This is a genomic window from Streptomyces sp. NPDC057424, assembly GCF_042803315.1.
In the GTDB taxonomy this organism is placed as follows: Bacteria; Actinomycetota; Actinomycetes; order Streptomycetales; family Streptomycetaceae; genus Streptomyces.
Genome location: NZ_JBHVCP010000090.1, coordinates 1 through 21,193, shown reverse-complemented (window position 1 = coordinate 21,193; position 21,193 = coordinate 1). Strand labels below are relative to the sequence as shown.

19 protein-coding genes and 6 pseudogenes are annotated in these 21,193 nt (G+C 68.9%); 11 read left to right on the top strand and 14 right to left on the bottom strand.

Annotated elements, in window-relative coordinates; all coding sequences use genetic code 11:
- Positions 1–385 precede the first annotated feature (385 nt).
- From ACFU3E_RS36625 to ACFU3E_RS36600, 6 genes and pseudogenes are all read right to left on the bottom strand, one after another.
- Positions 386–1,363, bottom strand: a complete 978-nt coding sequence (locus tag ACFU3E_RS36625) for a CU044_5270 family protein (protein ID WP_384168583.1) — start codon at positions 1,361–1,363, stop codon at positions 386–388.
- Positions 1,360–1,938, bottom strand: coding sequence for an RNA polymerase sigma factor (locus tag ACFU3E_RS36620; protein ID WP_384168586.1), 579 nt, complete (start codon positions 1,936–1,938; stop codon positions 1,360–1,362). Before ACFU3E_RS36620 ends, ACFU3E_RS36625 begins: the two co-directional genes overlap by 4 nt.
- 3 nt (positions 1,939–1,941) lie before the next feature.
- A pseudogene (locus tag ACFU3E_RS36615) lies at positions 1,942–2,630 on the bottom strand (IS5 family transposase); the annotation flags it as partial.
- 25 nt (positions 2,631–2,655) lie between these two features.
- Positions 2,656–4,638 carry a polyprenyl synthetase family protein gene (locus ACFU3E_RS36610; protein ID WP_384168580.1) on the bottom strand — a complete coding sequence of 661 codons (1,983 nt, stop codon included), beginning with the start codon at positions 4,636–4,638 and terminating at the stop codon, positions 2,656–2,658.
- Positions 4,639–5,178: 540 nt separating this feature from the next.
- Positions 5,179–6,255, bottom strand: a complete 1,077-nt coding sequence (locus tag ACFU3E_RS36605) for a hypothetical protein (RefSeq protein ID WP_384168577.1) — start codon at positions 6,253–6,255, stop codon at positions 5,179–5,181.
- A gap of 90 nt (positions 6,256–6,345) precedes the next feature.
- Entirely contained in the window at positions 6,346–6,543 is a 198-nt protein-coding gene (locus ACFU3E_RS36600) for a hypothetical protein (RefSeq protein ID WP_384168574.1), read from the bottom strand.
- 347 nt (positions 6,544–6,890) lie between these two features.
- On the opposite strand from ACFU3E_RS36600, the pseudogene ACFU3E_RS36595 reads away from it, so the two are divergent.
- The 5 genes and pseudogenes from ACFU3E_RS36595 to ACFU3E_RS36575 form a co-directional block, all read left to right on the top strand.
- A pseudogene (locus ACFU3E_RS36595) lies at positions 6,891–7,115 on the top strand (transposase); the annotation flags it as partial.
- An 857-nt stretch (positions 7,116–7,972) separates the two neighbouring features.
- Entirely contained in the window at positions 7,973–8,254 is a 282-nt protein-coding gene (locus ACFU3E_RS36590) for a hypothetical protein (protein ID WP_384168571.1), read from the top strand.
- The gene (locus tag ACFU3E_RS36585) at positions 8,251–8,595 is read left to right on the top strand and encodes an MFS transporter (RefSeq protein WP_384168568.1); all 345 of its coding nucleotides are present in this window, start codon (positions 8,251–8,253) and stop codon (positions 8,593–8,595) included. The genes ACFU3E_RS36590 and ACFU3E_RS36585 overlap by 4 nt, the downstream gene beginning before the upstream one ends.
- A 30-nt stretch (positions 8,596–8,625) precedes the next feature.
- On the top strand, positions 8,626–9,009 hold the full coding sequence (locus ACFU3E_RS36580; RefSeq protein WP_384168566.1) for a hypothetical protein: 384 nt from the start codon (positions 8,626–8,628) through the stop codon (positions 9,007–9,009).
- A gap of 373 nt (positions 9,010–9,382) precedes the next feature.
- Positions 9,383–9,640, top strand: a pseudogene (locus ACFU3E_RS36575) (SAM-dependent methyltransferase); the annotation flags it as partial.
- Between the two features lie 36 nt (positions 9,641–9,676).
- Here ACFU3E_RS36575 and ACFU3E_RS36570 read toward each other — a convergent pair.
- The 4 genes and pseudogenes from ACFU3E_RS36570 to ACFU3E_RS36555 form a co-directional block, all read right to left on the bottom strand.
- A complete protein-coding gene (locus ACFU3E_RS36570; RefSeq protein WP_384168563.1) occupies positions 9,677–10,177 on the bottom strand; it encodes a hypothetical protein in 501 nt (166 codons plus the stop codon).
- Positions 10,178–10,790: 613 nt separating this feature from the next.
- A pseudogene (locus ACFU3E_RS36565) lies at positions 10,791–11,036 on the bottom strand (transposase); the annotation flags it as partial.
- Between the two features lie 19 nt (positions 11,037–11,055).
- A pseudogene (locus ACFU3E_RS36560) lies at positions 11,056–11,190 on the bottom strand (transposase); the annotation flags it as partial.
- Positions 11,191–11,339: 149 nt separating this feature from the next.
- Positions 11,340–12,272 carry a terpene cyclase gene (locus ACFU3E_RS36555; RefSeq protein ID WP_384168560.1) on the bottom strand — a complete coding sequence of 311 codons (933 nt, stop codon included), beginning with the start codon at positions 12,270–12,272 and terminating at the stop codon, positions 11,340–11,342.
- A gap of 530 nt (positions 12,273–12,802) precedes the next feature.
- Here ACFU3E_RS36555 and ACFU3E_RS36550 point away from each other — a divergent pair.
- A complete protein-coding gene (locus ACFU3E_RS36550; RefSeq protein WP_384168558.1) occupies positions 12,803–13,243 on the top strand; it encodes a pyridoxamine 5'-phosphate oxidase family protein in 441 nt (146 codons plus the stop codon).
- Between the two features lie 396 nt (positions 13,244–13,639).
- Here the strand turns inward: ACFU3E_RS36550 and ACFU3E_RS36545 are convergent, their stop codons facing one another.
- Positions 13,640–14,635: a hypothetical protein gene (locus ACFU3E_RS36545; RefSeq protein ID WP_384168555.1), complete on the bottom strand. Its 996-nt coding sequence runs from the start codon at positions 14,633–14,635 to the stop codon at positions 13,640–13,642.
- A 612-nt stretch (positions 14,636–15,247) separates the two neighbouring features.
- On the bottom strand, positions 15,248–16,102 hold the full coding sequence (locus ACFU3E_RS36540) for an NAD-dependent epimerase/dehydratase family protein (RefSeq protein ID WP_384168552.1): 855 nt from the start codon (positions 16,100–16,102) through the stop codon (positions 15,248–15,250).
- Positions 16,103–16,238: 136 nt separating this feature from the next.
- Here ACFU3E_RS36540 and ACFU3E_RS36535 point away from each other — a divergent pair, with 136 nt between their 5' ends.
- A complete protein-coding gene (locus tag ACFU3E_RS36535) occupies positions 16,239–17,090 on the top strand; it encodes a helix-turn-helix transcriptional regulator (RefSeq protein WP_384168549.1) in 852 nt (283 codons plus the stop codon).
- A 795-nt stretch (positions 17,091–17,885) separates the two neighbouring features.
- Here ACFU3E_RS36535 and ACFU3E_RS36530 read toward each other — a convergent pair.
- A complete protein-coding gene (locus tag ACFU3E_RS36530) occupies positions 17,886–18,122 on the bottom strand; it encodes a hypothetical protein (RefSeq protein WP_384168546.1) in 237 nt (78 codons plus the stop codon).
- A gap of 7 nt (positions 18,123–18,129) precedes the next feature.
- A complete protein-coding gene (locus ACFU3E_RS36525; RefSeq protein ID WP_384168543.1) occupies positions 18,130–18,774 on the bottom strand; it encodes a radical SAM protein in 645 nt (214 codons plus the stop codon).
- 286 nt (positions 18,775–19,060) lie between these two features.
- Between ACFU3E_RS36525 and ACFU3E_RS36520 the strand changes: the two genes are divergently transcribed.
- The 4 genes and pseudogenes from ACFU3E_RS36520 to ACFU3E_RS36505 all read left to right on the top strand — a co-directional run bounded on the left by ACFU3E_RS36520 (position 19,061) and on the right by ACFU3E_RS36505 (position 21,154).
- Positions 19,061–19,378 carry a VOC family protein gene (locus ACFU3E_RS36520; RefSeq protein WP_384168540.1) on the top strand — a complete coding sequence of 106 codons (318 nt, stop codon included), beginning with the start codon at positions 19,061–19,063 and terminating at the stop codon, positions 19,376–19,378.
- A 50-nt stretch (positions 19,379–19,428) separates the two neighbouring features.
- Positions 19,429–20,211, top strand: a complete 783-nt coding sequence (locus ACFU3E_RS36515) for an MBL fold metallo-hydrolase (protein ID WP_384168537.1) — start codon at positions 19,429–19,431, stop codon at positions 20,209–20,211.
- 38 nt (positions 20,212–20,249) lie between these two features.
- A complete protein-coding gene (locus ACFU3E_RS36510; protein ID WP_384168535.1) occupies positions 20,250–20,642 on the top strand; it encodes a nuclear transport factor 2 family protein in 393 nt (130 codons plus the stop codon).
- Between the two features lie 73 nt (positions 20,643–20,715).
- Positions 20,716–21,154, top strand: a pseudogene (locus tag ACFU3E_RS36505) (PPOX class F420-dependent oxidoreductase).
- The last annotated feature ends 39 nt before the right edge of the window (positions 21,155–21,193 follow it).

Below are 21,193 nucleotides of genomic sequence, written 5' to 3'. Positions count from 1 at the left end.
GGCCTTCGCCATGATCAAGTCCGACCCCGCGTTAACAACGCTCGTGATCAATACAGCTAGGAGCCCACGGGGAACACCGTGGCCTCTTTCACTTCCGGACTTCAGAGGTCCTAACAAAGGCGTCGGACGTTCCGGTGGGTGATCAGGCAGACGGCGAGGCCGAGGAAGGGTTCGTTCGGATGCACTGCGCGCGTGAGATCAGCGCGTCCTCTGCCGGCAACCCCGTCGTCGCCCGCGAGCGAGCCAGCCGCTCTCACTGCGGCAGGCAGCAGAACCGACGCCGGGCAGCGAAGGGCTGCGGTTCGGGCCGCTCACAGCCCGATGCGAGGTCCGGGACGCCGGAGGCATGAGTCCGAACCCCGTATCGGGCGCTTCTCGCGGGTGCTCAGGGGCGGGCGCCGGGCTTGTCGACGACGCCCCAGGCGTCGCGGGCGCTGACGACGAGCCCGTCGGCCTTGCTCGTCCCGAGGTAGGCGTAGCTCTCGGGATCGAAGAAGATCTCCTGCTTGCCCTGCCAGCCCGACGGGATCTTCTCGGTGTAGTTCACGCTCACGCTGATCGCCGCACGGCCGAGCGGGTCCTTCACACCGGTCGTCACCCGGGCGCCGGGGATCTTCGCGAGCGCCCGGAACAGGCCCGCTTGGACCTTCGGTGGGATCAGCACCGACCGGTACAGCACGTTGATCTCCCGCCAGTCGCGCTGTGCGCGCGTCTCCCCCTTGATGTCACCGATGGCGTGCTCCTCGCGGATACGCTTCATCATGCGGTCGGGGTCGCTCGGCAGGGTGTCGAGGAAGCGGTAGAACTGCCGCTGGGAGCGGTCGTCGTAGCCCTCCTTCTTCCATTTCTCCTCCTGGTTGGGGCCGTACCAGACCTGGAGCTTGTCCGGGTCGAAGTCCGAGATGTCACCGGCCGGGGGAATGCCGGGCAGATTGGCGTGCCCGGTGCCGTCCCAGCGGGTCCACTCCTCTCCGGTGCGCGGCTTGTCCTGGCCGAAGACGGTCTCCTTCTCGTACACCCACTGCTTCGGGCCGGGTTCGGTCCCGTCGTGCTTCTCGACGGTCGCGGCGGCCAGTTCGAGCGTGTCGGCGGAGGCGCCTGCCGACAGCATCTGAGGGCCCTTCGGCGCGGAGGCGCCGGAGCTGTCTCCGGGCAGAGCCGTGATGATCCCGGCAGTCACGGCGAGGGCCCCTGCGGTGGCGGCGCCGGCCAGGATCATCCGGCGCTGAGGAAGGGCGGCGCGTCCGCGGCGGGTGTTCTGGTGGATCGCCGCGGCGAGGCGGGCCCGCGGCGCGGCGAGCCGGTCGGCGTCGGGAAAGGGCGCGTCGGCGCGCAGGCCGCGGAGTTCGGAGAGCTCGTTCATGCGGGGTCACCTTCGTGTATGCGAGCTTCGACGAGAGGGGTGTCGCCTGCGCCGGTCGCGGGGCGCAGCTTTCGGCGGGCGCGGTTGAGGGGGGAGCGGACAGTTCCGACGGGAATGTCGAGGGCTTCCGCGATCTCCTGGTAGCTGAGGTCGGCCCAGGCGGACAGCAGCAGGACGTGCCGGTCGCCCGCGGAGAGTCGGGCCAGCGCCCCGGCCAGGGGGCGGGCGCTGGCCTCGGCGGCAACACGGTCGTCAGCGGAGTCGGTCCAGCTGTCGGCGATGGGGTCGTGGCCGGTGCAGGCGAGCAGTTTCAGCGCCTTCACCTCCTGTCGGCGGTGCCGGCCGATCTCCTTGGCGGCGATGCCGTACAACCAGGGCCGCACGCCGGCCCGGGCCGCATCGAACCGGGCCCTTATCCGGAAGGCCGTCAAGAACGTTTCCGCGGTGACGTCGTCGGCAGCGTCCCGGCCCAGCCGCCGGGTGACGTACTGGTGGATCGCCGGTGCGTGACGGTCGAAGAGCGCTGCGAAACGCTCGGGTTCTTCCAAAGAGGCCAGGCGGCGGAAGCCGTGCAGTCAGGAGATGGTGCGTTCGACGACCCAGCGGAAGATGCACCAGGCCGGTGCCGTGCGGTTGTCCTCGTTCGGCGATCGCGGGCCGGATGCCGCGTTGCCGCAGGAGTCGCCGGTATTTGTCGTGGTCGTAGCCGCGGTCGGCGAAGAGTATGTCGGGCCGCCGCCGTGGCCGGCCGACGACACCCGCCACGGCCGGGATCTTGTCGAGCAGGGGCAGAAGCTGGGTGACGTCGGTGCGGTTTCCGCCGGTCAGCGACACCGCGAGCGGGATGCCCTGCCCGTCGGTGATGACGTGGTGCTTACTGCCCGGGCGTGCGCGGTCGACGGGGCTGGGTCCGCTTTTGGGCCCCTGCGGGCGGGCCCGGACGTGGGAAGAGTCGATCACCACCCGCGACCAGTCCAGCTTGTTCTTCGACCGCAGCTTGTTCAGCAGCACTGCGTGCAGTCGGTCCCAGACACCGGCTTCGTTCCAGGCGGCCAGGCGCCGCCGGCAGGTCATGCGCGAGCCGAAGCCCAGTTCCTGTGGCAGGTACTCCCACTGGATGCCGGTGTGCAGCACGAACAGGATCCCGCCCAGGGCCTGCCGGTCCGACACCTGCGGCCGGGCCCTCGACCAGCTTCGGCCCCGGCTCGGGCAACAACGGCTCGATCAGCGACCACAGTTCATCCGGCACGATCCACGTCCGTGACATGATCAACAGCGTTTGCCAGGGCCCGTTAGCGTGCGGAGCGCTCTGGGGCGGCAGCCCGGCTGACCTCACGGCGCAGGCGTTCCAGGTCCGGGCCCCCAGCTGCGGTCTGAGGCCGGTACCGTTCGGACTTGGCCTGCCGCACATCAAGGAACAGTTTCAACATGTCATAGATTGCCGCGTACCGGTTGCCCTGGCCGGACAGGCCGGGCAACGTGCGGAAGAGCACGGGCAAGTACTTGAACACCGTGGTGAACTGGGCGCGCTTCTCCGCCACTTGGCGCTCCACCCGCTCAATGGCTTCCGCGCGGCTGCACCCTGTTTCGTGACGGATCGCCCTGACCAGGTTGTAGGGAACCTGGTCTGCCTCGTCCTGGTCCAGTCCCGCCAGGTCGTTCTCAGCGAAGAGGGCGAAGAAGCCGAGGTCCTCAAGACGCCGGACCATGTGGTGGCTGCGCACCGCCGGCGGGACCTCCCGGTCCAGGAGGACCTCCGAGCACGCCAGGCCGATCTCGAATCCACCGGTCGACTTCCGCAACGGCAGCCAGTCCGCTGTTGAGGGGATGTAACCGCTGATGCGGTGGCGTGCCTCACACTCGCAGGCGTGAAGCCATTCCTCGATGTTGTCGAGCAATGACTCCTGCCATCGCACTGTCCTGCCTCTACACAGGCGCGGCCACAACTGCGCCCAGGCCGTCGAGATCGCGCCGTGTGCCGGTGCAGCCGGGTCCTGGCGCAGTGTCGCCACCAGGCCCTCCCTCAGTGCGGTAATGGCCTGCGGGTCCGTCAGATGCGGATCCTCGAACAGGTCGTCCCACACACCGAATACCGTGCCCAGGGCCGCGGAGGCCTGCCTCCTTTCGGAAAGGCCAGGGTCGCTGCCATCGGCGTCAGCCACCCGAGGGAGGACCTGCTCAACGATCCACATGGTGCCCGTCAGCCGGTGGTGGTCGGCTTCCGCCGTGGTGGCCGCGACACCAGTCTCCACGAACCAGTTCTTCATCCACTGGGTGACCTGCTGAGCGTGCGCGCTGCCCTGGGCCTGAGGGGCCTGCCGAACCTGCTGGGGAATTGCCGCGGGGCGGGCAGCAGTGGGCCGGTCGAGCATCGCCCGGGCGTAGGCCGCCAGACCGTCGAGCGCATCGGGGCGATCGGCGAGATCGGCGAGCTGATCAGCGGCCGTGGTCATGTGCGCGTCGGCAGCCGCCTGTGCCTCCTGCACGGCCCCGGAGGCGAGAACGAGGTCCCGGGCACGCGCGGCCTCCTCCTGCGTCAACTCCTTGCCCAAAAGGCGGGCAAGGTCGCGGTCGCGGGAGGCCGCACGGATCACCGGCAGAGTGTAGACGCCCTCGGACAGATCGGTGTTGACGGGCTTGCCCAACTCCTCGACGGTGGACGTCAGGTCGAGAATGTCATCGCGTAGCTGGTAGGCGTGCCCGAACTGCCAGCCGAATCCGGCCAGCGCCTCCTCCCGGCTCTCCTCCAGACCGTCCTGCCGATCGCCGGTCCTGTTCGCCTGCATCGCCCCCAGCCTGCAGGCCAAGGCGAACAGCTGCGCCGTCTTGCCGTCGATCGCTTCGAAATAGGCCTGCTCGCTGCGCGAGGCCGTATGCAGGTCGGCCGCCTCCATCACCATGCCGGCGCACATTCGCTCGTTCGCCATCGTCCCCTCGATGACTTCGCGCTGACCTAGCTGCGCCAGCATGTTCAGGCCGGTGAGCATCACGCAGTCCCCGGCGAGGATGGCGAGGTGCTCACCCCATACCGCGTTGGCACTGGGGTGTCCCCGGCGCTCGTGGGCGTGGTCCACGACGTCATCGTGGTAGAGCGCGCCCAGGTGCAGCAGCTCGACGGCTGCGGCGGCGAGCACGGCCCGGTCATCGGCTGGCTCCGAGGGATCGGTGAGGACGTAGTAGGAGAGCAGGGCAAGGGTGGGACGGACCAGGCTGCGGGACGAACCTGGCCGGTCCAGCGTGAGCGCGTCGAGTTCGGGCCTGCCCTGGATGCGCACCGGTCCAAGGGAGTCGCGGACCCTGTCCAGGTCCGCCTCCAGACACGGAAAAACGGCAGGATCAATCCCTGAAGGTGGCATATTGCGCTCCTGACGCTGGTCGGGGTTCGCCGGGCGGGAGGACAGCTGACAGGTAGCAGCAGATCGTCGCAGTACCCGCTCCCCGTTGCGACCACCTCCACGCCTCGCCGCCAGGAAACAGGGGCCTGTCGCAATACACGTCCCGTTCTGCGCTAAACCACCTAATCGCATGAATAGTTCACCAATACGCGCCTTTGTCATGCCTTGGCCAGCCGCCGAGCATGCCGCACGTCCATCCCGTCCCCTCCCCGCCCGTTTCGACGAGCGCCGACGGCATGCTGATGGGTCCCGGTCGGGTCGGTGGAGTCGACCGACACCGTCCACTCCACCAACCCGACCGATTCGTCCCGAAGCCACGTCCGTCTGTCTCCCAGCGGGGAACCTCTCTTCGGCCCGTAGGCAGGTCACGTCATCGGCCGGCCAGCCGCGGTGTACGTCTCGAAGACGGCTACCCGGTCGTCACGAGCCCTGTGGCTCCGGGACAGCAGCAAGGTGAACGAGCACGCCCTGGAGCAACGCGTTGACGAACGTACGAGGTGGGAGGTCGTGCATGTCAATGCGGCTCGGATGGGCGCTGATCTGCCGGTGCAAAACGTCATCGGCGCCGTTGCGGAAGTCGGCGAGCTTCTTGACGTACGCCTTGTCGGTCCTCCCCCACGACACGTTGGCGAACACGCCTTGGAACGTGCTCTGCCCGAAGGCCGGCGGCACATGGTCGAGGATCGCGCGCAGCAGCATCTGGCAGGCGTAGGGGTGCTGGTCGGCGTGATTGGCATTGAGCTCGCGGACCAGGGCGAGCAGCTTGTCCACCCGGAAAACAGTGTCCTTGTCCTCCAGGTCTGTTATCAGCGCCTCATCGACGTACGGGCCTGGCGTGGGCAGCGGCACCGGTTCGGGGAGGGCGGGCGTCGGGAGCGTCGCCCCGGCCTGGGCGGTGATGAGTCGTGCGGTGGTACGGACGTAATCCATGAGTATCTTGGCCTCCCGGTACCGGCGGATCTCCCGGTGCAGCTCACGCCACCACGTGCCTTCCGCCGTCGTGCCGCTGGATCCGCCCGACGTTGACGGCTCCAGCGCCAGGATGCCGGGAAGCCTGCGCGTGAAACCCTTGGGCAGCTCAGGGAGCTCCCGCTCGATGTCCGCGTTGGTGAAACGCGGCTTGGCGGCCTCCTGAGTGGAGACCGGTGCGCTGCGCTGCATGACGATCAGAGTGTGGAGGACCCGCAGGAAGGGATCGCTCATGTAGGGCCGGAGTTCGGGCAGGTGCAGGCACGCCGCGATGGTGAGGGCGGGACGGTCGTCGTCGGCGATGTGGAAGCCGAAGTGCGAGGTGAGTCCGTAGGACGGGCCGACGTGCCCGGTGGAGCCGACGCGTGGCAGGGAGCGGATCAGCTCTTCGGCGTCGAGGTCATGCCGGTCCAGGGTGGCGACCGTGAAATACCAGACCGGCCACGTCCCCTCCATGAGGTACTGCTGTGCCATGGTCGTCAAAAGCGTCGTCTGTTCCTTGGACAGCTCCGCCGCCAGATTGTTCAAGTCGTCCGTCTTTCCATCAGGGCACGATCCGCACCACGCTCAGGAACTCAAGGCAACACGGACCGGGCATCCTGCACAACGCGTTTCGCCTCAGTCCATGGTCAGCTGCTCGTGCTCGGGCAGGTCGTAGTGGGTGATGCGGCCGGCCAGCGTCTCGTCGAACTCCCTCATTTCCTGGGCGTTGCGCACGAGGACGCGTTGGGATGACAGCTGCGGTGAGAGGGAGACCAGCTCGGGGCACGAGCGCACGATTCCGTACAGCGAGTGATACCGATCGCGCGAGTACACGGGCACTCCGTAGGCGAAGGCGGCCGTGCTGGGCCTCTCGGGGATCTCCCCGCAGCTGCTCCTCACACCAGGCCCGCTCCGCCACCGCGGCGAACATTTCGTCCCAAGTCCTCGATCTCAAGGCCGGGCCCCCGGCATGGCGTGCCCACGCCTTCGCAGCCTCGGCAGCAGGGGGCTCGGAAGCGGTGTTGGCGGCACCGGCAGACGGACGATGCCCTGCCCGGGCCTAGCCTCGCGCTTTCATGAGCATGCTCGGCCATGCCTCGATTCAAATAAGCGGAGAATACCCCTGACCTGCAACGATGGGACTTGTCTAGGGTCCTGTTGGCTGCAAGGAAGTCCGGCCTGGACACGCGATATCGGCGGCATTGGCGCCATGGCGCAAGCCGCGGGCGGTGCACGATCCGGGCAAGGTCCTGCTGGATGTCGCGCTCGCGACGGCTCTGGGCGGAGACTGCCTCGCCGATGTCGCCATGCTGCGGGCCGAGCCCGACGTGTTCGGCCCGGTGGCCTCAGACCCCACGGTCTCCCGGCTCATCGACGCCCTCGCCGCAGCCGGCCCGAAGGCGCTCGCCCTGCCCGGAGAGGGGGCGTCCGGGCTGGAGGCAGTGCCGGGCGAGGCCGCGGCCGGGTAGCCACGACGAGCCGTTGTCCGGAACCGGCGAACATGAAACAGGGTCTCGGTCGGTGGCCTTCGGCAGGCTTCGGCGCGCAGGGGTTCGGCCGTCTTCGCGGTGGCCTCGTCGAGGGTACGCCGGGCACCGTCTGTGCGCGGCCGTCGAGGGCGACACCGCGGACACCGCGGGTCGGTGATGATCCAGTGCAGGCGGCAGTCACCGGTGAGCGGGAGGCCACGCTCCCTGCCGACCTTCCGAAGCACAGTGTCTGGCGATGTGCTCACGAACCGACGCGGCGGGCGCCGAACACGCGGTCCATCGCGCCGCCCATCCCCTTGTCCATCCTGTCGGAGATCGTTCCTCGGCCGGCACCCGATGGGCGGGCCTGCCGATGACAGCCGTCGGCTCCGGCCCCCGTGCAGCTTGTCGGCGACGACGCCTTCCCACTGCTCGCCCGCGTCGGCGGTCCCCGACGGCGCCGCCTTCACCCGGCGGGCCATGCAGCCGTCAGAGCATCCACAGGCTGGATGAACGCTATCCAGGGCACAATCGTGCAAGAGGCAGGCGCCGGCAGGAGCTGGGCCCGTAGTCGTGACAGTTCCGCACGCCCGCTCCTCCGGGCGCATTCAGTTCGGGTGCACCGGCGCGCCCCGCAGCGTGGCACGGCCACTGTGGCGGCGCGGCTCGGCTCACTCGCCACCGCCCTCGTGGAGGCCGCGCATGCCCGGATTCGCTACCCCACGCGTGCCCGTGGACGGTATCCCCGTCCAGAGCACCGAGCCCGTACCCGAAGCCGGGGCCGGCTGCGAGTCGTGATGCTGATGGCCGGCAGTTGTCTGCCGATCCTCGGCGCGGTACTGCTCGCTCCGGTGCTGCCGAAGATACAGGAGCACTTCGCCACGGTGCCCGGCGCCGACAAGGCGCTGGTCCCGATGGTCCTGGCGACCCCTGCTCTCGCACTTGCCCTGCCGGCCCCCTTCGCGGGTGTCATCTTCGACCGGCTGGGGCGCAAAGGCCTGCTGGTCGTCGCGGGCGTCCTGTACACGCTGTTCGGCACCGCACCACTGTGTTGGACTCGCTCGCTGCCATCGTGATCAGCCGCGCCCTCCTCGGCGTCGCCGAGGCCTCCATCATGACCTCCTGCACCACACTGATCGGCGACCACTACAAGGGCCACGTACGCGACCGCTATCTGGCCCCGCAGACGGTGCGCGCCACGGTCTCCGCCACCGCCTTCTTCATCCTCGGCGGCGCGCTCGGCTCCTCGGACTGGCGAACCCCGTTCTGGCTCTACGCCGTCGGGCTGCTCCTCGCCCCCGCCATGGCCGCGTGCCTGCCCGGCCGCAAGCCGAGCACCATCACGGAAAACGCCCCCACTGTCGAGGCGCTGCCATTCCCTCTGCGCAGGCTGGCAGGCATCTGCGTGGTGTCGTAGTTCGGCGCCATCGTCTTCTACACCGTTCCCGTGGAAAGGGTCTACCTGCTGGACGACCTGGGCGTGAAGTCCAGCGGCCTCATCGGCATGGTCACCGCGATCGCCAGCGCCGCCACCGTCACCGGATGCGTCATCCTCGCCTCGTTGCCCGGTCGGCCGGAACGCAGGTTGCCAGCCATCTTCGCCCTGTGCGCAGCCGGGCTCGCGCTGATGGGCCTGGCCCGGAACATCGCGATCCTGATCATGGGCGCCTTCTTCAGCGGCATCGGCACCGGCCTCCTGCTACCCTCGCTGCTCACCTGGGCAATGTCCAAGCTGGAGTACGCCGACCGCGGCTGCGGCACCGGCCTGTTGACAGCGTCGTTCTTCCTCGGACAGTCTTCCTCGGACAGTTCAGCTGCCCACTCGCCCTGATCGCCGTCGAATCCGCCACCGGCAGCCTCGCCACCGCCGTCGGTCTCCTCGGCCTCACCTCAGCACTCGTGGCGGCCGGGCTGCTGCCTTTCCTTCGCCTTCGCCGGACGACCGCCACGCGGCAGTTCCCACAAGCGTGACCCGACGCGTCCGGCGCCGTGCCCTGGCTGCCCGGTCCCGGGACCGACGGAGCGGCCCGTCCGCTCACCCCACCCAGGAACTTCGGTCCCCCGGCCCCCGAGGAACCACCGACGCAGCCCCGACGACACGACCATGTCCACAGCGGAGTCCAGACCAGCGTGTCCACACCGTCCTCCACGCTGCCTCTGCCGAACGGCACGATTGGACCGGGCCCCCAGCCGCCGGATCGGGAATCGTGCCGTCTCGGTCGACGGCCCTCCACTATGCCGTAGACCGAGAGTCGGCGACGTGTATCAAGCGCGACCTGCCTGGTTCGGTGGCGATCGCCTGCGCCAGCCGTCCGGCCCTGAGCGGGGCGATCAGGGAGATCGCGAAGACTACCGGCGTTCGACAGTTCATCGATGTGCAGTTCATCGATGTGGTCAATGGCCTGCCGACCGCGGAAAACGTCCATCAGGTCGCACAACGGCACGCCTCCGAGTCCCGGGTCTCCAGTTCGAGTGCCGTTCGGGCGCTGGTAAGCCGGTCAGGCGACAGCCAGTGAGGCGTGGATCCGGCTGACGGCACGCAGGATCTCGTCTCGGGTCTTCGCTCGCTTGATCCATGCCGGAAGGCGGGCCACCAAGGTCATCTTTTGTCCGGTGTCGTGCCAGGACGCTCGTTCTCGCAGCGATGCTTGTACGAAACGGCGGATCAGGTCGAGATGTTCGAGGTTGTACGCCCACAACCACCCATGCCGGGTCTCAACCTGGAACCACAACGGCATACCGAAGTACGGATCCGTCGCGGGTCGAGTTGTGCCACGGGAGAGCGTGACAAGACGGCCGCTCCACATCCGTGACAGTCCGCAGCCACGGCAGACCAGTCGTCGCGGCCTGAACAGGATCCGGCCTCCGGGATTGGAGTCTTCGGGCGCTGGAACGACACGAGCGGCCCTTTCGCAACCAGGGCACCGCACAATGATCAAGCCAATGAAGTCGTACTCGGTACTGCGCGGATCCCGGAACCGACCGGAGAGCAAGGCCATGCGCTGAGTATGCAGCTGCCCCGCAGATCGGCGCATCCCGATTCGACCACAACAACAGACCCCACCTTCAGGCCGTCGGCATCGCCGCATCCATCGGTGCGGTCGGCGACGCCTACGACAATGCCCTCATGGAGTGGACAAGTCGGCCTGTTGGAGACCGAGCTGATCAAGCCGCCAGCGGGAGTAGTTGTCGATGCCTGCGGATCAGCGGTCTCTCAACTTCGAGATGATCTGAGCCGGGTGAGTCCTTCGACCACCGAGAGCTGGGCGCGGGTCGCGCCGACGAGGGTGGCGAGGAAGTAGATGCCGAGGTAGTCGCTCTCGCGTTCGGTGAAGGCCACAGCGAGCAGGTCGGACAGTTCCCGGGCCGTGTAAGTGTTCGTGCCGTAGGTGTCGAAGGCGGTCAACGTGGCATTCTCCTCGGGCCGCGACCGTCTCGGTGCGCTCGACCAGCTGACCGATCTCGAAGCGGGCTCCCGCGCGGACGAGCGGCACGAGGTGGGCGCCGGTGATCGCCCGCCGGCGCGGCTGGGGCGCGACTCGACGAACTTGAACACCGTCCCGAGGGCGGCGTCCCGGACTGCCGGCGCCGCGAGTAACTTTGGTGCGGAGCTGACGGTGGAGAACGTCGACTCGATGGGGTTCGTGGTCCGCAGGTGGATCCAGTGTTCGGCTGGGAAGTCGTAGAACGCCAGCAGTTCTTCCCGGTCGTCGGTGATCTTCGCGGCGGCCTTGGGCCACTCCGCGCCGTAGGTCTTCGCGAACGCCTCGATGGCCTTCTCGGCGTGCGCGCGGTCCTCGGCGTAGCAGATTCCTGCATCGCCTTGGTCGCACCCGGCTGCGCGGACTTCGGAAGGCACCATCTCAGATGGCCAGTTCGGGTCCACTCATGCCGTGTCTGCGGCAGTCGCGCAACAGGTGTCGGCCCACGATTCGGTGGACTCGCGCAGGCCCTCGGCAAGCGCGATCGTCTCCTTGGTGCCATCCAGGCGGACCCCGAGCAGGACCAGCACGTCCGGCCGCCGCAGCGCCGGAGCGGTGGCGCCGGCACGGGGCCGAACAGAGCGCCGGGACGAGGTATCCATCCACTCTGGAGTGGTACTTCGTGGCCGCCGTTTCCGGTCCGCTCCAAGCGGGGGGCCGCGTCACGGTGGCGGTGGCGCTATGACGGCAGTACCTCGTCGAAGTAGCCGGGCCCGTGGCTCGGGAACACCCGCGGCGCGCTGGTGTAACGCAGAGTCTCCGTCTGCCAGGCGTGGTAGCCACTGATCCACGAGCCCATCACCGATACATAGACGTCCACCACGGCCCGGTCCTCAGCGTCCAGCCCGAGCTGCGCGCACATGGCCGGCACCTGGACGGCAAGCTCCTCGAACCGCGCGCTGCGTTCCTCGACTTCCCGGCGCGCCGCAGCGATGGCGTCATCCCGGGTGCAGCGCTGGGCGTGCTCGATGACGAGCACGAGGTTGTCCATGTCACCGCGCGCTTCTTCCTTCTCCAGGGAGTACACGTCGTTACACATCAGAGTGACGTCGATGGCGGCCTGGCGCATGATGCGCAGCTGCGGACTGTGGAATGCGGACGCGGGGACGCTGATGCCGGCGGCGCGCTCCCCCAGGGACAGCGGCAGGTCGGTGCCGGCGATGCCCCGGCGGACCTGCAGGTAGCTCTCCATGTCACTGGGTGCGCCGCGCAGCCGGTTGATAGCTTCGTGGGCCTGGGTGGCGAAGTAGTACTCCCACTCGTGGGCCGTACGTGTCACCCAGGCTGGATGCGCGCCGTCGGTGCTACGGGCCCAGATGTCCTTGAACGCCACGGAACACGCGTCCGTGCCCGGCGCGGATCCGTGCACGATGTCGATCAGCTGCTGGCACACCACCGCCGCCCGGGCGGGAGTATGCCCGAGCGGGCCGTCGAACTGGTCGTCGAAGACGAAGAAGAACGCCATCGCGTCCGTGCACACGTCCAGCATCGGCCCCTGAGCGTGCGGGAATCCGTAGGCGGCGAGCCGCGGCATGTCCCAAGAGGCGTACCAGTCCAGCGACCTGCCCTCCCGCACCAGGCCCGTACGCAGCACCCAGTTGCGGTTACGCAACCGCGCGCCCTCAAGCCCCGGGCTCAGGGCAAGAGGAAACGGAAAAGCGAACTGGACGTCCTGCGGCACGAGTCCTCCCCTCCCTGGATGGCCGTCAACGGTGTGATCACCACACGGAGTGATCCCGGCATCCGGTCACCAGACGGCGAACTGTCCTTCACTGTTGCACCTCCTGCGGTGGCACCGGTAGTTGCCCAGCAGGCACGTCCATGAATCTACGAACCGGCGCACTTTCCCGTGATCGGCGGCGTCGAACCCTCCGGAGCCGGGCCCCAGCCCTCCCCGTCCAGAAGCCTCAGCGGCGCGGCCCGCCGGTGAGCAGCCAGGACGCGTCACCCGCCACCGCCACCGGACGGGCCCCGCGAGCTGTTCGAGCAGCTCGGACAGGGGTAACGTCACGCGATTCCCCCACCTGCCTGAGAATCGGGGGCATGCGGCCGTGTCACGCCCCCGCTCGGCCTTCCGTGCTGCTGTGGTCCTAGGTCGGAGGTCGGTAGGCAAGAGACGCGTGCCACCACAGGATTGGCGATGTGACATCTCGAAGCTTCGATGTGGACGCCTTCCTGCGCCAGCCGCTCACCGCTCGCGTTGCCACCAGTGGGCCCACCGTGCGTCCGGTCTGGTTCCTGTGGGAGGGCGGCGCATTCTGGGTGCTGACGGGCCCGTGGGCCCGTCTGTTCGACCGTGTGAAGAACGACCCGAAGATCGCGCTCGTGGTGGACGAATGCGATCTCGTGACGGGACGTGTTCGCCAGGTGATCGCCCGGGGGCGGGCTGAGCTCGTGCCGTTCGACGTGCCGAGAGGCCGACGCAAGCTGGTCCGCTATCTGGGAGCGGACGAGGCTCTGTGGGATGCGCGGTTCGTGGGCTATCTGTATGACGATCCAAGCGAACGAGGCACGATGTGGCTGCGTTTGACGCCCGCCTCGCTCACGGTCCAGGACCTCAGTTATTCCGTCCTTCCGTCCTGAGGCTGATGTCACCGGCTAAGGGTGGGGGCTGATAGGGCTCTTCGGAATTCCTTACCCCTGCTCAGGTGTGGGACAGGCCTGCCCACCTCGATTCCCCACCCGCGCCGCGCCGGCCTGCGACGAGTTGCCACAGCGGAGGAGCCGCGCCCGATAGCCAGCCAGGTCCAGGGGCGGGGCGGGTTGGCCAGGGTGAGCGAAGCTCAGCGCGCAGCGCCGCCGCAGGCGTCCTTGACCACTCGGCACGGCCCGCACACTCCACGAGCGGGCGGCCCCGGCCTTCGGTTGGGTGCGAAATCGAGTGGGGAACGCGAGCGTGCCCGGGGAGAATCGCGGATCCCCGTCAGCATCCGGTCTCCTGTGCCTGTCTCCAGTGCTCCTGTGCCTCCGTGTGCCGGTCTACTGGTGGCCGGCCGCCCGGGCCAGGCTCTCGCCGAGGCCTTCGCGGCGGATGCGCTGGTCGATGTAGAGCAGAGTGCTGACCAGCTGCGTGAAGGCGGTGGCGAGCAGCTGGACCACCAGCGTGACGACGACGCTGAGGACCAGATAGGTCCACAGGCCGGGCAGCGCGTCGCCGTACACGTCGGTGAAGAACTCGCCGATGTCGGCGGGCGGTTCGTCGTACGGGCCGTAGGCGTCGTACGAGGGCTGCGGACTGGCGAACAGCAGCGGGATCTGCACGATCCACCCTCCGACGGCCACCATGCCCCAGGTGAGCAACAGGATGCCGAACGTGCGCCACCAGGCACGGCGGACCAGCCGGAACGAGCGCTTCAGGGCGGTGATCGGGCCGGCCGACTCGAGGACCGCGGCGGCGGGCGCGAACGAGAAGGACACCAGCAGCCACGTCACCAAGGGCAGGATCAGCAGCCCGAGCAAGAACACGAGCCCCGGCGCCATCGGGGGGCTCTCGGCCGCCACGAGCAGGGCGATCAGGCTGATCCAGAGCAGGACGAAGAGGGCGACCGGGATCGCGATCAGCAGATAGATGAGGAGCGTGACGCCGAGCACCGACGGTGTACGGGCCCAGGCGCGGCGCCATACCGCGCCGAAGGTGGTGCGTCGGCCCAGCACGGCGTGTTCCAGGACCACCGGGCTGACAGCGGAGAGGAACGAGTTCACCAGCAGGGTGAGCAGCATGAGCACCGCGTACGCCACCACGACGGAGATCACGATCGGGCTGACCATGGCCCAGGTCGGATCGTCGGCGTGGATCAGTACCTGCCAGTCGTCCTCGACGCTGTGGTAGACCAGCGCGAACGCGCCGGCCGTCGCCGCGAAGAGCAGGGCGAGGACCGCGCCCATCGCGCCGAACAACTGCCGCGCGTACCGCCCCATCGTCGAGAACGCACCGTTGTAGACAGCCCCCAGCCCGAGCGGTGCCAGCGGGATCACGCCTGGTCTGGGCGGTGGCGGCTGCCAGGCGCCCCAGCCGTGGGGACCGTATGGCCCCTGCGGACCGTACGGTCCTTGCGGCCCGTTCGGCCCCTGTGGTCCCCACCCTTGGTGCGCCATGCCGTGTTCCGTTCCTTTGTTCGGGACGGCATACGTTAGCCCAGGCCGGGTGGGAGCCAGCGGGGGGTGCAGGCGGCTTCGGCCGCATCCGGCCGCGAGGCATGCGGGGCCGGATGCGCTGGTCTGTGTGGAGCAGGGCAACCGTCGACGGGCTGGTCGCTCTCCGCCCGTTGGAGCAGCCGGGAGCAGCTGAACGTGACGCTGGTCGAGCCCGAGCTGGTGGTAGAAGTCGGCGTCGATACGATTTCGATCTTCACACGGGGGCTGGGTTCTACGCGTACGGCCTCGCCGTCGGTGTACGAGGTGTGGGTCGTTGGCCTGCGGTGTCTCATGAAGGGACAGCGGTAGGGCATCGGCCGTGAGGTCAGTATCCGGCTCGTGAGGCTGGCAGAGCAGGAATGGGAGTGGGCGGTCCCGGCACGCGCGATCTGGACCGGTGTGGTGTCATTCGGGCTGGTCACCGTGCCCACAGGCCTCCTCTAACAGTGACCGTCACAAGGATCCGGCGTCCCGGGCCGCCCAAGCGCTCGGATAGATCGGCCGGAAGCCGAGCTCCCGGCGGATGCGCTGGTTGGACATGATCCCGAACCACGGGTCGGGGTCCGTGAGGTCGTGGAGCCCGGCGGGCACCTCGACGCCGTTGAGTTGGTACAGCTCGACCGTCGTGACGGGGGCGTCGTCGGCGATGTTGTAGATCCGGCCGGCAATGCCTGGCGCGTACAGCAGACGCATCAGACCCTGGGCGACGTCCGCGTGGTGGGCCATCTGCAGGCGTCGGTGCGGTGCCCAACCGGCTGCCCAGTGCAGGGAGTTGGCGAGGTGCGGGTCGCCCTCACCGTAGACGAAGGGGAGCCTCCCGATGCGTACGTCCAGGCTCTTGAGCGCGAGCAGTTCACGCTCGGCCTCGGCCTTGGACTCGGGGTAGGCGCCCCACATCTCGCCGTCCGGCCGGCTCTCGTCCTGCTCGGTCAGTGGGCGGCCCCGTCCGGCGCCGTACACATTGCCCGTGCTGACCTGCACGAACCGCTCGACGCCGGAGGCCTGCGCGGCGTGGCCCAGGGCCGCAGCGGCGTCCCGGTTGACGGCCCGCACTTCCTCGTCCGGCACCCCGCGGAAGGAGGCGGCGATGTTCACGACGGCATCCACGCCGGCGAGTGCCTTGCCGAGTGTCTCCTCGTCGCGCATGTCTCCTACGGCAACCTGGGCGCCCAGCTCCGCGAAGCGCTCGCCGCGGGCTGCGTCCCGTACCGGTACCCGCACCTGCTCGCCCGGCTGCCGCTGGGCCAGCAGCCTCGGCACGAAGCGGCGTCCGACCTGTCCCGTCGTACCCGTCACCAAAGTCAGCATGATGTGCTCCTCACGCACGGTGTCGCCTGTCGTTGACGACCAGCCTCGGCGGATGCGGGAGCGACCGGGAGAGCACTCTTCCTCAGGGGATCGGGAGTCCCTGGCTAGGCCGGCCGGTCTGTCGCACCCTGGAGAGGTGAACCGAGGCGAACTCGCCGACTTCCTGCGCCGCACTCGCGCCCGCCTGACCCCGTCCGACGTGGGTCTCACGGCAGGAGCCCGCCGCCGTACGCCGGGGCTGCGCCGCGAGGAGGTGGCCCAGCTGACCGGCATGTCCGTGGACTACTACACGCGGTTGGAACAGTCCCGGGGCCCGCGCCCGTCCCGCCAGATGCTCACCGCGCTGGCCCGCGCCCTGCGCCTGACGGAGGACGAACGCGACCACCTCTTCCACCTCACCGGTGAACAGCCGCCGCGCTTCCGGGAGGCGACCAGCACGCACGTGCGCCCGGCTCTGCTTCTGGTGCTGGACCGGCTGCACGACACCCCGGCGATGGTGGCGACCGACTACGGCGAGGTCCTGGCCCAGAACGCGCTGTCGCGGGCGTTGAGCGGCGACGTCCTCGCCCTCCCGCCCCCAGGACGCAACATGACTCGCCGCTTCTTCCTGGACCCGGCGGCCCAGGGACCGTGCCCACCCGAGGACCGCCCCGAGCGCGCCCGCGAGCAGGTCGCCTGCCTGCGAGCGGTGGCCTCGGCCCGCCCCACAGACCCCGAACCCGCCGCACTCGTCGCCGAACTACGCGCCGCCAGCGAGGAGTTCGCTCATCTCTGGGACAAGCACCAGGTCGCCGTGCGCCGCGCCGCCACGAAACGCTTTCTGCACCCTGCGATCGGCATCCTCGAACTCGACTGTGAGGTCCTCGTCGACTCCGAACACAACCAGCAGCTCGTCATCCACACGGCCCGCCCGGGCACGGAGTCGCACCAGCGCTTGCAACTGCTGCGGGTGGTCGGCTTGCAGGACCTGACGCCGACGAGCTCGTGAACGCGTGCGCGCCGTCCAAGTGAGCGTTTGGTCCTCCGTTGTGTGTTTCATCTGGCTCAGCTGTCGCGCCAGTTGGTGACGGATTCGTTGGGTGAGTCCGCGGGTCACGCAGTGCAGCGGTGTGACGGGGGCTTCGAGGAGGACGTCGTGGGCGCTGGCCCCGAGCCTGGCGTAGGACCAGCCTGTCTCGTCGTCCCAGGCGAGCCGGACGCTGCCCCGCCCGCTGGTGCGGCTGACGTCCCGGATCAGATGCGTGGAGACCTTCTCGTGACGGTCCGGCTGGCGGTACGGACGCAGGGCGATGTCGGCCCGGAGGGTGCCGGGCCGGATGACGCGGTCGGCGAGTGTCTGGTCGACGGCCTGGAGGCAGGGCCGGTGGGACAGTCCCTGTTGCCGGAGCCGGTGCCGGCCGGGCGGCTCGAGCAGCATGAGCCTCCCCTGCCCACCGGTAGCCGGGGCGGGTCATGAGGCGTGGCGGAAGGCGGCGGCCGGGCCGATGACGTCGGTCCCGTACTTGTCGCGGACGCGGTCGACGGCAGCTTCGGCCACAGACGGGCTTCGCGGGCGTCATCGAGGCTGATCTGATGAGGCTCCGGTCCGGTGTCGATCCGGTCCTCCCCCTTCAACACGAGGCCGGTCAGGCGCCCGCGCTGGAGACCGGCGGCGTTCATCATCTGGTAGCCCACGGTGCGCAGGTCGCCGTCGTGGTGGAACGGCTCGGCCAGACGCCGGGGGGGATCCCTGGGCTGACGTCACCGCCTGGTGCAGGCCCCCGGCCCGGCGGCACGGACGCGGTCACGCCGGGGATGTGAGCCTCTGCCGCAGGGAGTCGTTGTCGTCGTGGTGGGCGACCTCCTCGAAGCGCAGCCGCAGACCGTGTTTGTCCAGCAGCTCCGCCACGATCACGTCGAGCTGTTCGCGATGCTCCTTCGTCCGTGCCTGGACGTACGCCTCGCGGATGTCTTCGGGCTCGCCGGCGAGGACCTGGTCCATGCGCTCGCGGATGTACCGCTTGAGGTTGATGTGCTCCATGAACACCTCACTGACCCCCGCGTCCACGAGTCGGCCGAAGAGGTCGTCCAGGAGCTCGGGCTGGGTGGCGAAGTGCGGCAGGAGCGGGCCGACGAAGGCGTAGGTGGGCAGGCCTCCGCTTTGAGTTCGGCCAGGGTGCGCAGGCGGCGGGAGGCGAGTGGGCGCGTACCTCCAGCCAGCGGCTGACCTTGTCGTCGGTGGTGGTCACGGTCATGCCGACCTCGGCGCGGGGCAGGCCGGTGAGCAGGTCGATGTCGCGGGTGACGACAGGTGACTTGGTGAGGATGCGGACCAGGCCGGGGTACTCGACCGTCTCCAGTTCGCGCAGGATGCCGCCGGTGAGCCGGTACTTCGTCTCGTGGCCCTGGTAGGGGTCGGTGACCGAGCCGAGCAGCATCGTGCCCCGCCGCTTTTCCTCCGGCATCTTCGCCGGTTCCTTGCGGGCGAGCTCGACCTCGTTCGTCTTCACGTACAGGTAGTCGCCCCACTCCTTCACCGACCGGCCGAACCGCCGCCCGGCGAAGCTGGCGAAGCTAGCGAAGCAGTAGGCACGGCCCAGCACGCAGCCGGTGTAGGGGTTGATGACGTAGTCGTTCGACGGGGTCTGTGACTTCTGGATCAGGGTCTTCGCCTCGATCTCGACCGGCTCCATGACCGCTTCCTTCCTGTTGACCCGCCCGTCCGCGTCCGAGACGCCGGATTCCCTTGCTGTCCAAGGGCCGGCCCGCTGACGACGGCCGAACCCACATCCATGGAACAATAATCTTTGGAAATTGCTTCCATGGAATGGAAATGGTTTGCTGGATGCCGGGCCGGTTCAGGGCCCCTCGTCCCTTCGGGCCCTGCGAGGCACCCCACCGCGCGGTGGCTGTCACCACCTGGGTTCAGCCTGCCCCAGAGAGGCACACCCCCCCCTCGGGGCGTAAGGAGTGAGTGTCATGACCGTTCCGGCCTTCAACTCGGTTGCCTGGTTCGAGTTCGGTACCGACCAGCCGGAGAAGGTCAAGGAGTTCTACGGCGAGCTCCTCGACTGGGAGTACGTCCTCAACACCGACACCCCCGGCGTCACCTACCACTCGGTGATGACGCCGGGCGCCCAGCAGCCGACGGGCGGCGTGTGGGAGTCGGAGGGCGGCCGGGATCTCGGCGCCGAGGTCCTCATGGAGCCGGTCTCCGACGCTGCGGGCTTCACTTTTGCCCGGTCGCAGGACACCGCCGGCAACCACTTCGGCGTCTTCTCCGTCCCCGCCGCATGACCGGTTCCGCAGGGCCGCGTCCCCACTGTTCACCGCCTGGAGGTCTACCGATGTCCGGCACCAGCGCCACCAGCGAAAAGATCCCCGTCCGCGTCTACGGCGGCCCGACCACAGTGTTCGAGTACGGCGGGCTCAGGTTCGTCACCGACCCCACTTTCGACCCGCCCGGCGAGTACCCCATGCCCCTCCCCGGCGACCACAGGCTCGTCAAGACCGCCCCGTCTCCTGTCACCGCCGCCGACCTGGGCGGCCTCGACGCCATCCTTCTCTCCCACGACACGCACGACGACAACCTGGACAACACCGGCCGCGCCCTCGTGCCCGAGGTACCGGTCGTGTTCACCTCGGTCAGCGGTGCCGGTCGTCTGGGCGGCAACGCACAGGGGCTGGCCTTCTGGGAGACCGCCGAGCTCGAGCGGCCCGGCGGCGGCACCGTGACCGTCACGGGCGTGCCCGCCCGGCATGGCCCCGTCGGCTGTGAACCGGTCACCGGCGAGGTCGTCGGCTTCGTGCTCACCTCCGACGACCTGCCCTCGGTCTACGTCAGCGGCGACAACGCCAGCCTGGAACACGTCGAGGAGATCGCCGCGAAGTTCGCACCCGTCGACACCGCGATCCTCTTCCTCGGCGGCGCCCGCATGGACTTCGCCTTCGACAACGCCCTGCTCACCCTCGACAGCGCCCTGGGCGCCCAGGCCGCGCAGATGCTCGGCGCCCGCCGGGTCGCCCCCGCCCACTTCGACAGCTGGGCTCACTTCACGGAAGGCCGAGACGAGATCGAGGCCGCTTTCACCGAAGCCGGCCTCGCCGACCGCCTCGACTTCGCCCGATAGCCACCACCCCCGCCCAAGAACCCCAAGGAGCAAGCAACATGACCAGAGCGAACATCGACATCGCGCGCACCTACTTCCAGGCCGTGCAGACCGGGGACTTGGCTGCTCTCGGCGAACTCCTCGACACCGACATCGTCTGGCACCAGCCCGGCGCCAACCGGTTCTCCGGCGAGCGCAAGGGCCAGGGCGCCGTCTTCCAGATGCTCGGCAGCATGATGGAGACCAGCCGGGGCACCTTCACCATCGACAAGATCCACACCCTCATGGGAAACGGCGACCTGGTCGCCGCCACCATCCACTTCACCGGCCGCCACGACGGCGCGTCCATGAGCATGGACGGCGTCGACGTCCTGCGCATCGAGAACGGCAAGATCGCCGAGATGTGGCTCTTCTCCGGCGACCCGGCCGCCGAAGACGCCTTCTGGGGCTGAACCTCCGGATGCCCGAGGCCGACCACCCTCGGGCATCCACGAGTCGATCCGTACGAACGCGCAAGGCACCCACATGCGGAAGACGACCGACGAGCAGTGGCGGGCGTTCGTCACACACGGCACCCGCACCGGCAAGCTGTCGACCGTCCGCGCCGACGGCGGCCCCCACGTGACACCGGTCTGGTTCCTCCTCGACGGCGACGACATCGTGCTCACCACCGAGACGGACGGGGTCAAGGGCCGCAACCTCGCGCGCGACGGCCGGTTCGCCCCCCTGCGTGGACGCGGACCGGCCCCCGTACGCCTTCGTCCTGCTCCAAGGACGCGCCGAGATCTCCGAGGACCCCGACGACATGCTGCATCGGGGCGGACGCCTCGGCGCCCGCTACATGGGTGCCGACCGTACCGAGGAGTACGCCGCACGCAACGGCGGCCCCGGCAACCTCCTCGCCCGGGGCCGCATCGACACAGTCATCGCCTTGGACGGCATCGCCGACTGCCCTGTGGGCTGAGGGGGCGGGGCCGCGCGAACGCACTCGCCCCGCCCCCCC

What these genes read in the sequence shown, in the direction of transcription:
- ACFU3E_RS36625 (WP_384168583.1), bottom strand. Translation starts at nt 1,363, where the DNA reads ATGAACGAGCTCTCCGAACTCCGCGGCCTGCGCGCCGACGCGCCCTTT.
- ACFU3E_RS36570 (WP_384168563.1), bottom strand. Translation starts at nt 10,177, where the DNA reads ATGGCCTTGCTCTCCGGTCGGTTCCGGGATCCGCGCAGTACCGAGTAC.
- ACFU3E_RS36540 (WP_384168552.1), bottom strand. Translation starts at nt 16,102, where the DNA reads ATGCTGACTTTGGTGACGGGTACGACGGGACAGGTCGGACGCCGCTTC.
- ACFU3E_RS36530 (WP_384168546.1), bottom strand. Translation starts at nt 18,122, where the DNA reads ATGGAGCACATCAACCTCAAGCGGTACATCCGCGAGCGCATGGACCAG.
- ACFU3E_RS36525 (WP_384168543.1), bottom strand. Translation starts at nt 18,774, where the DNA reads ATGGAGCCGGTCGAGATCGAGGCGAAGACCCTGATCCAGAAGTCACAG.
- ACFU3E_RS36520 (WP_384168540.1), top strand. Translation starts at nt 19,061, where the DNA reads ATGACCGTTCCGGCCTTCAACTCGGTTGCCTGGTTCGAGTTCGGTACC.
- ACFU3E_RS36515 (WP_384168537.1), top strand. Translation starts at nt 19,429, where the DNA reads ATGTCCGGCACCAGCGCCACCAGCGAAAAGATCCCCGTCCGCGTCTAC.
- ACFU3E_RS36510 (WP_384168535.1), top strand. Translation starts at nt 20,250, where the DNA reads ATGACCAGAGCGAACATCGACATCGCGCGCACCTACTTCCAGGCCGTG.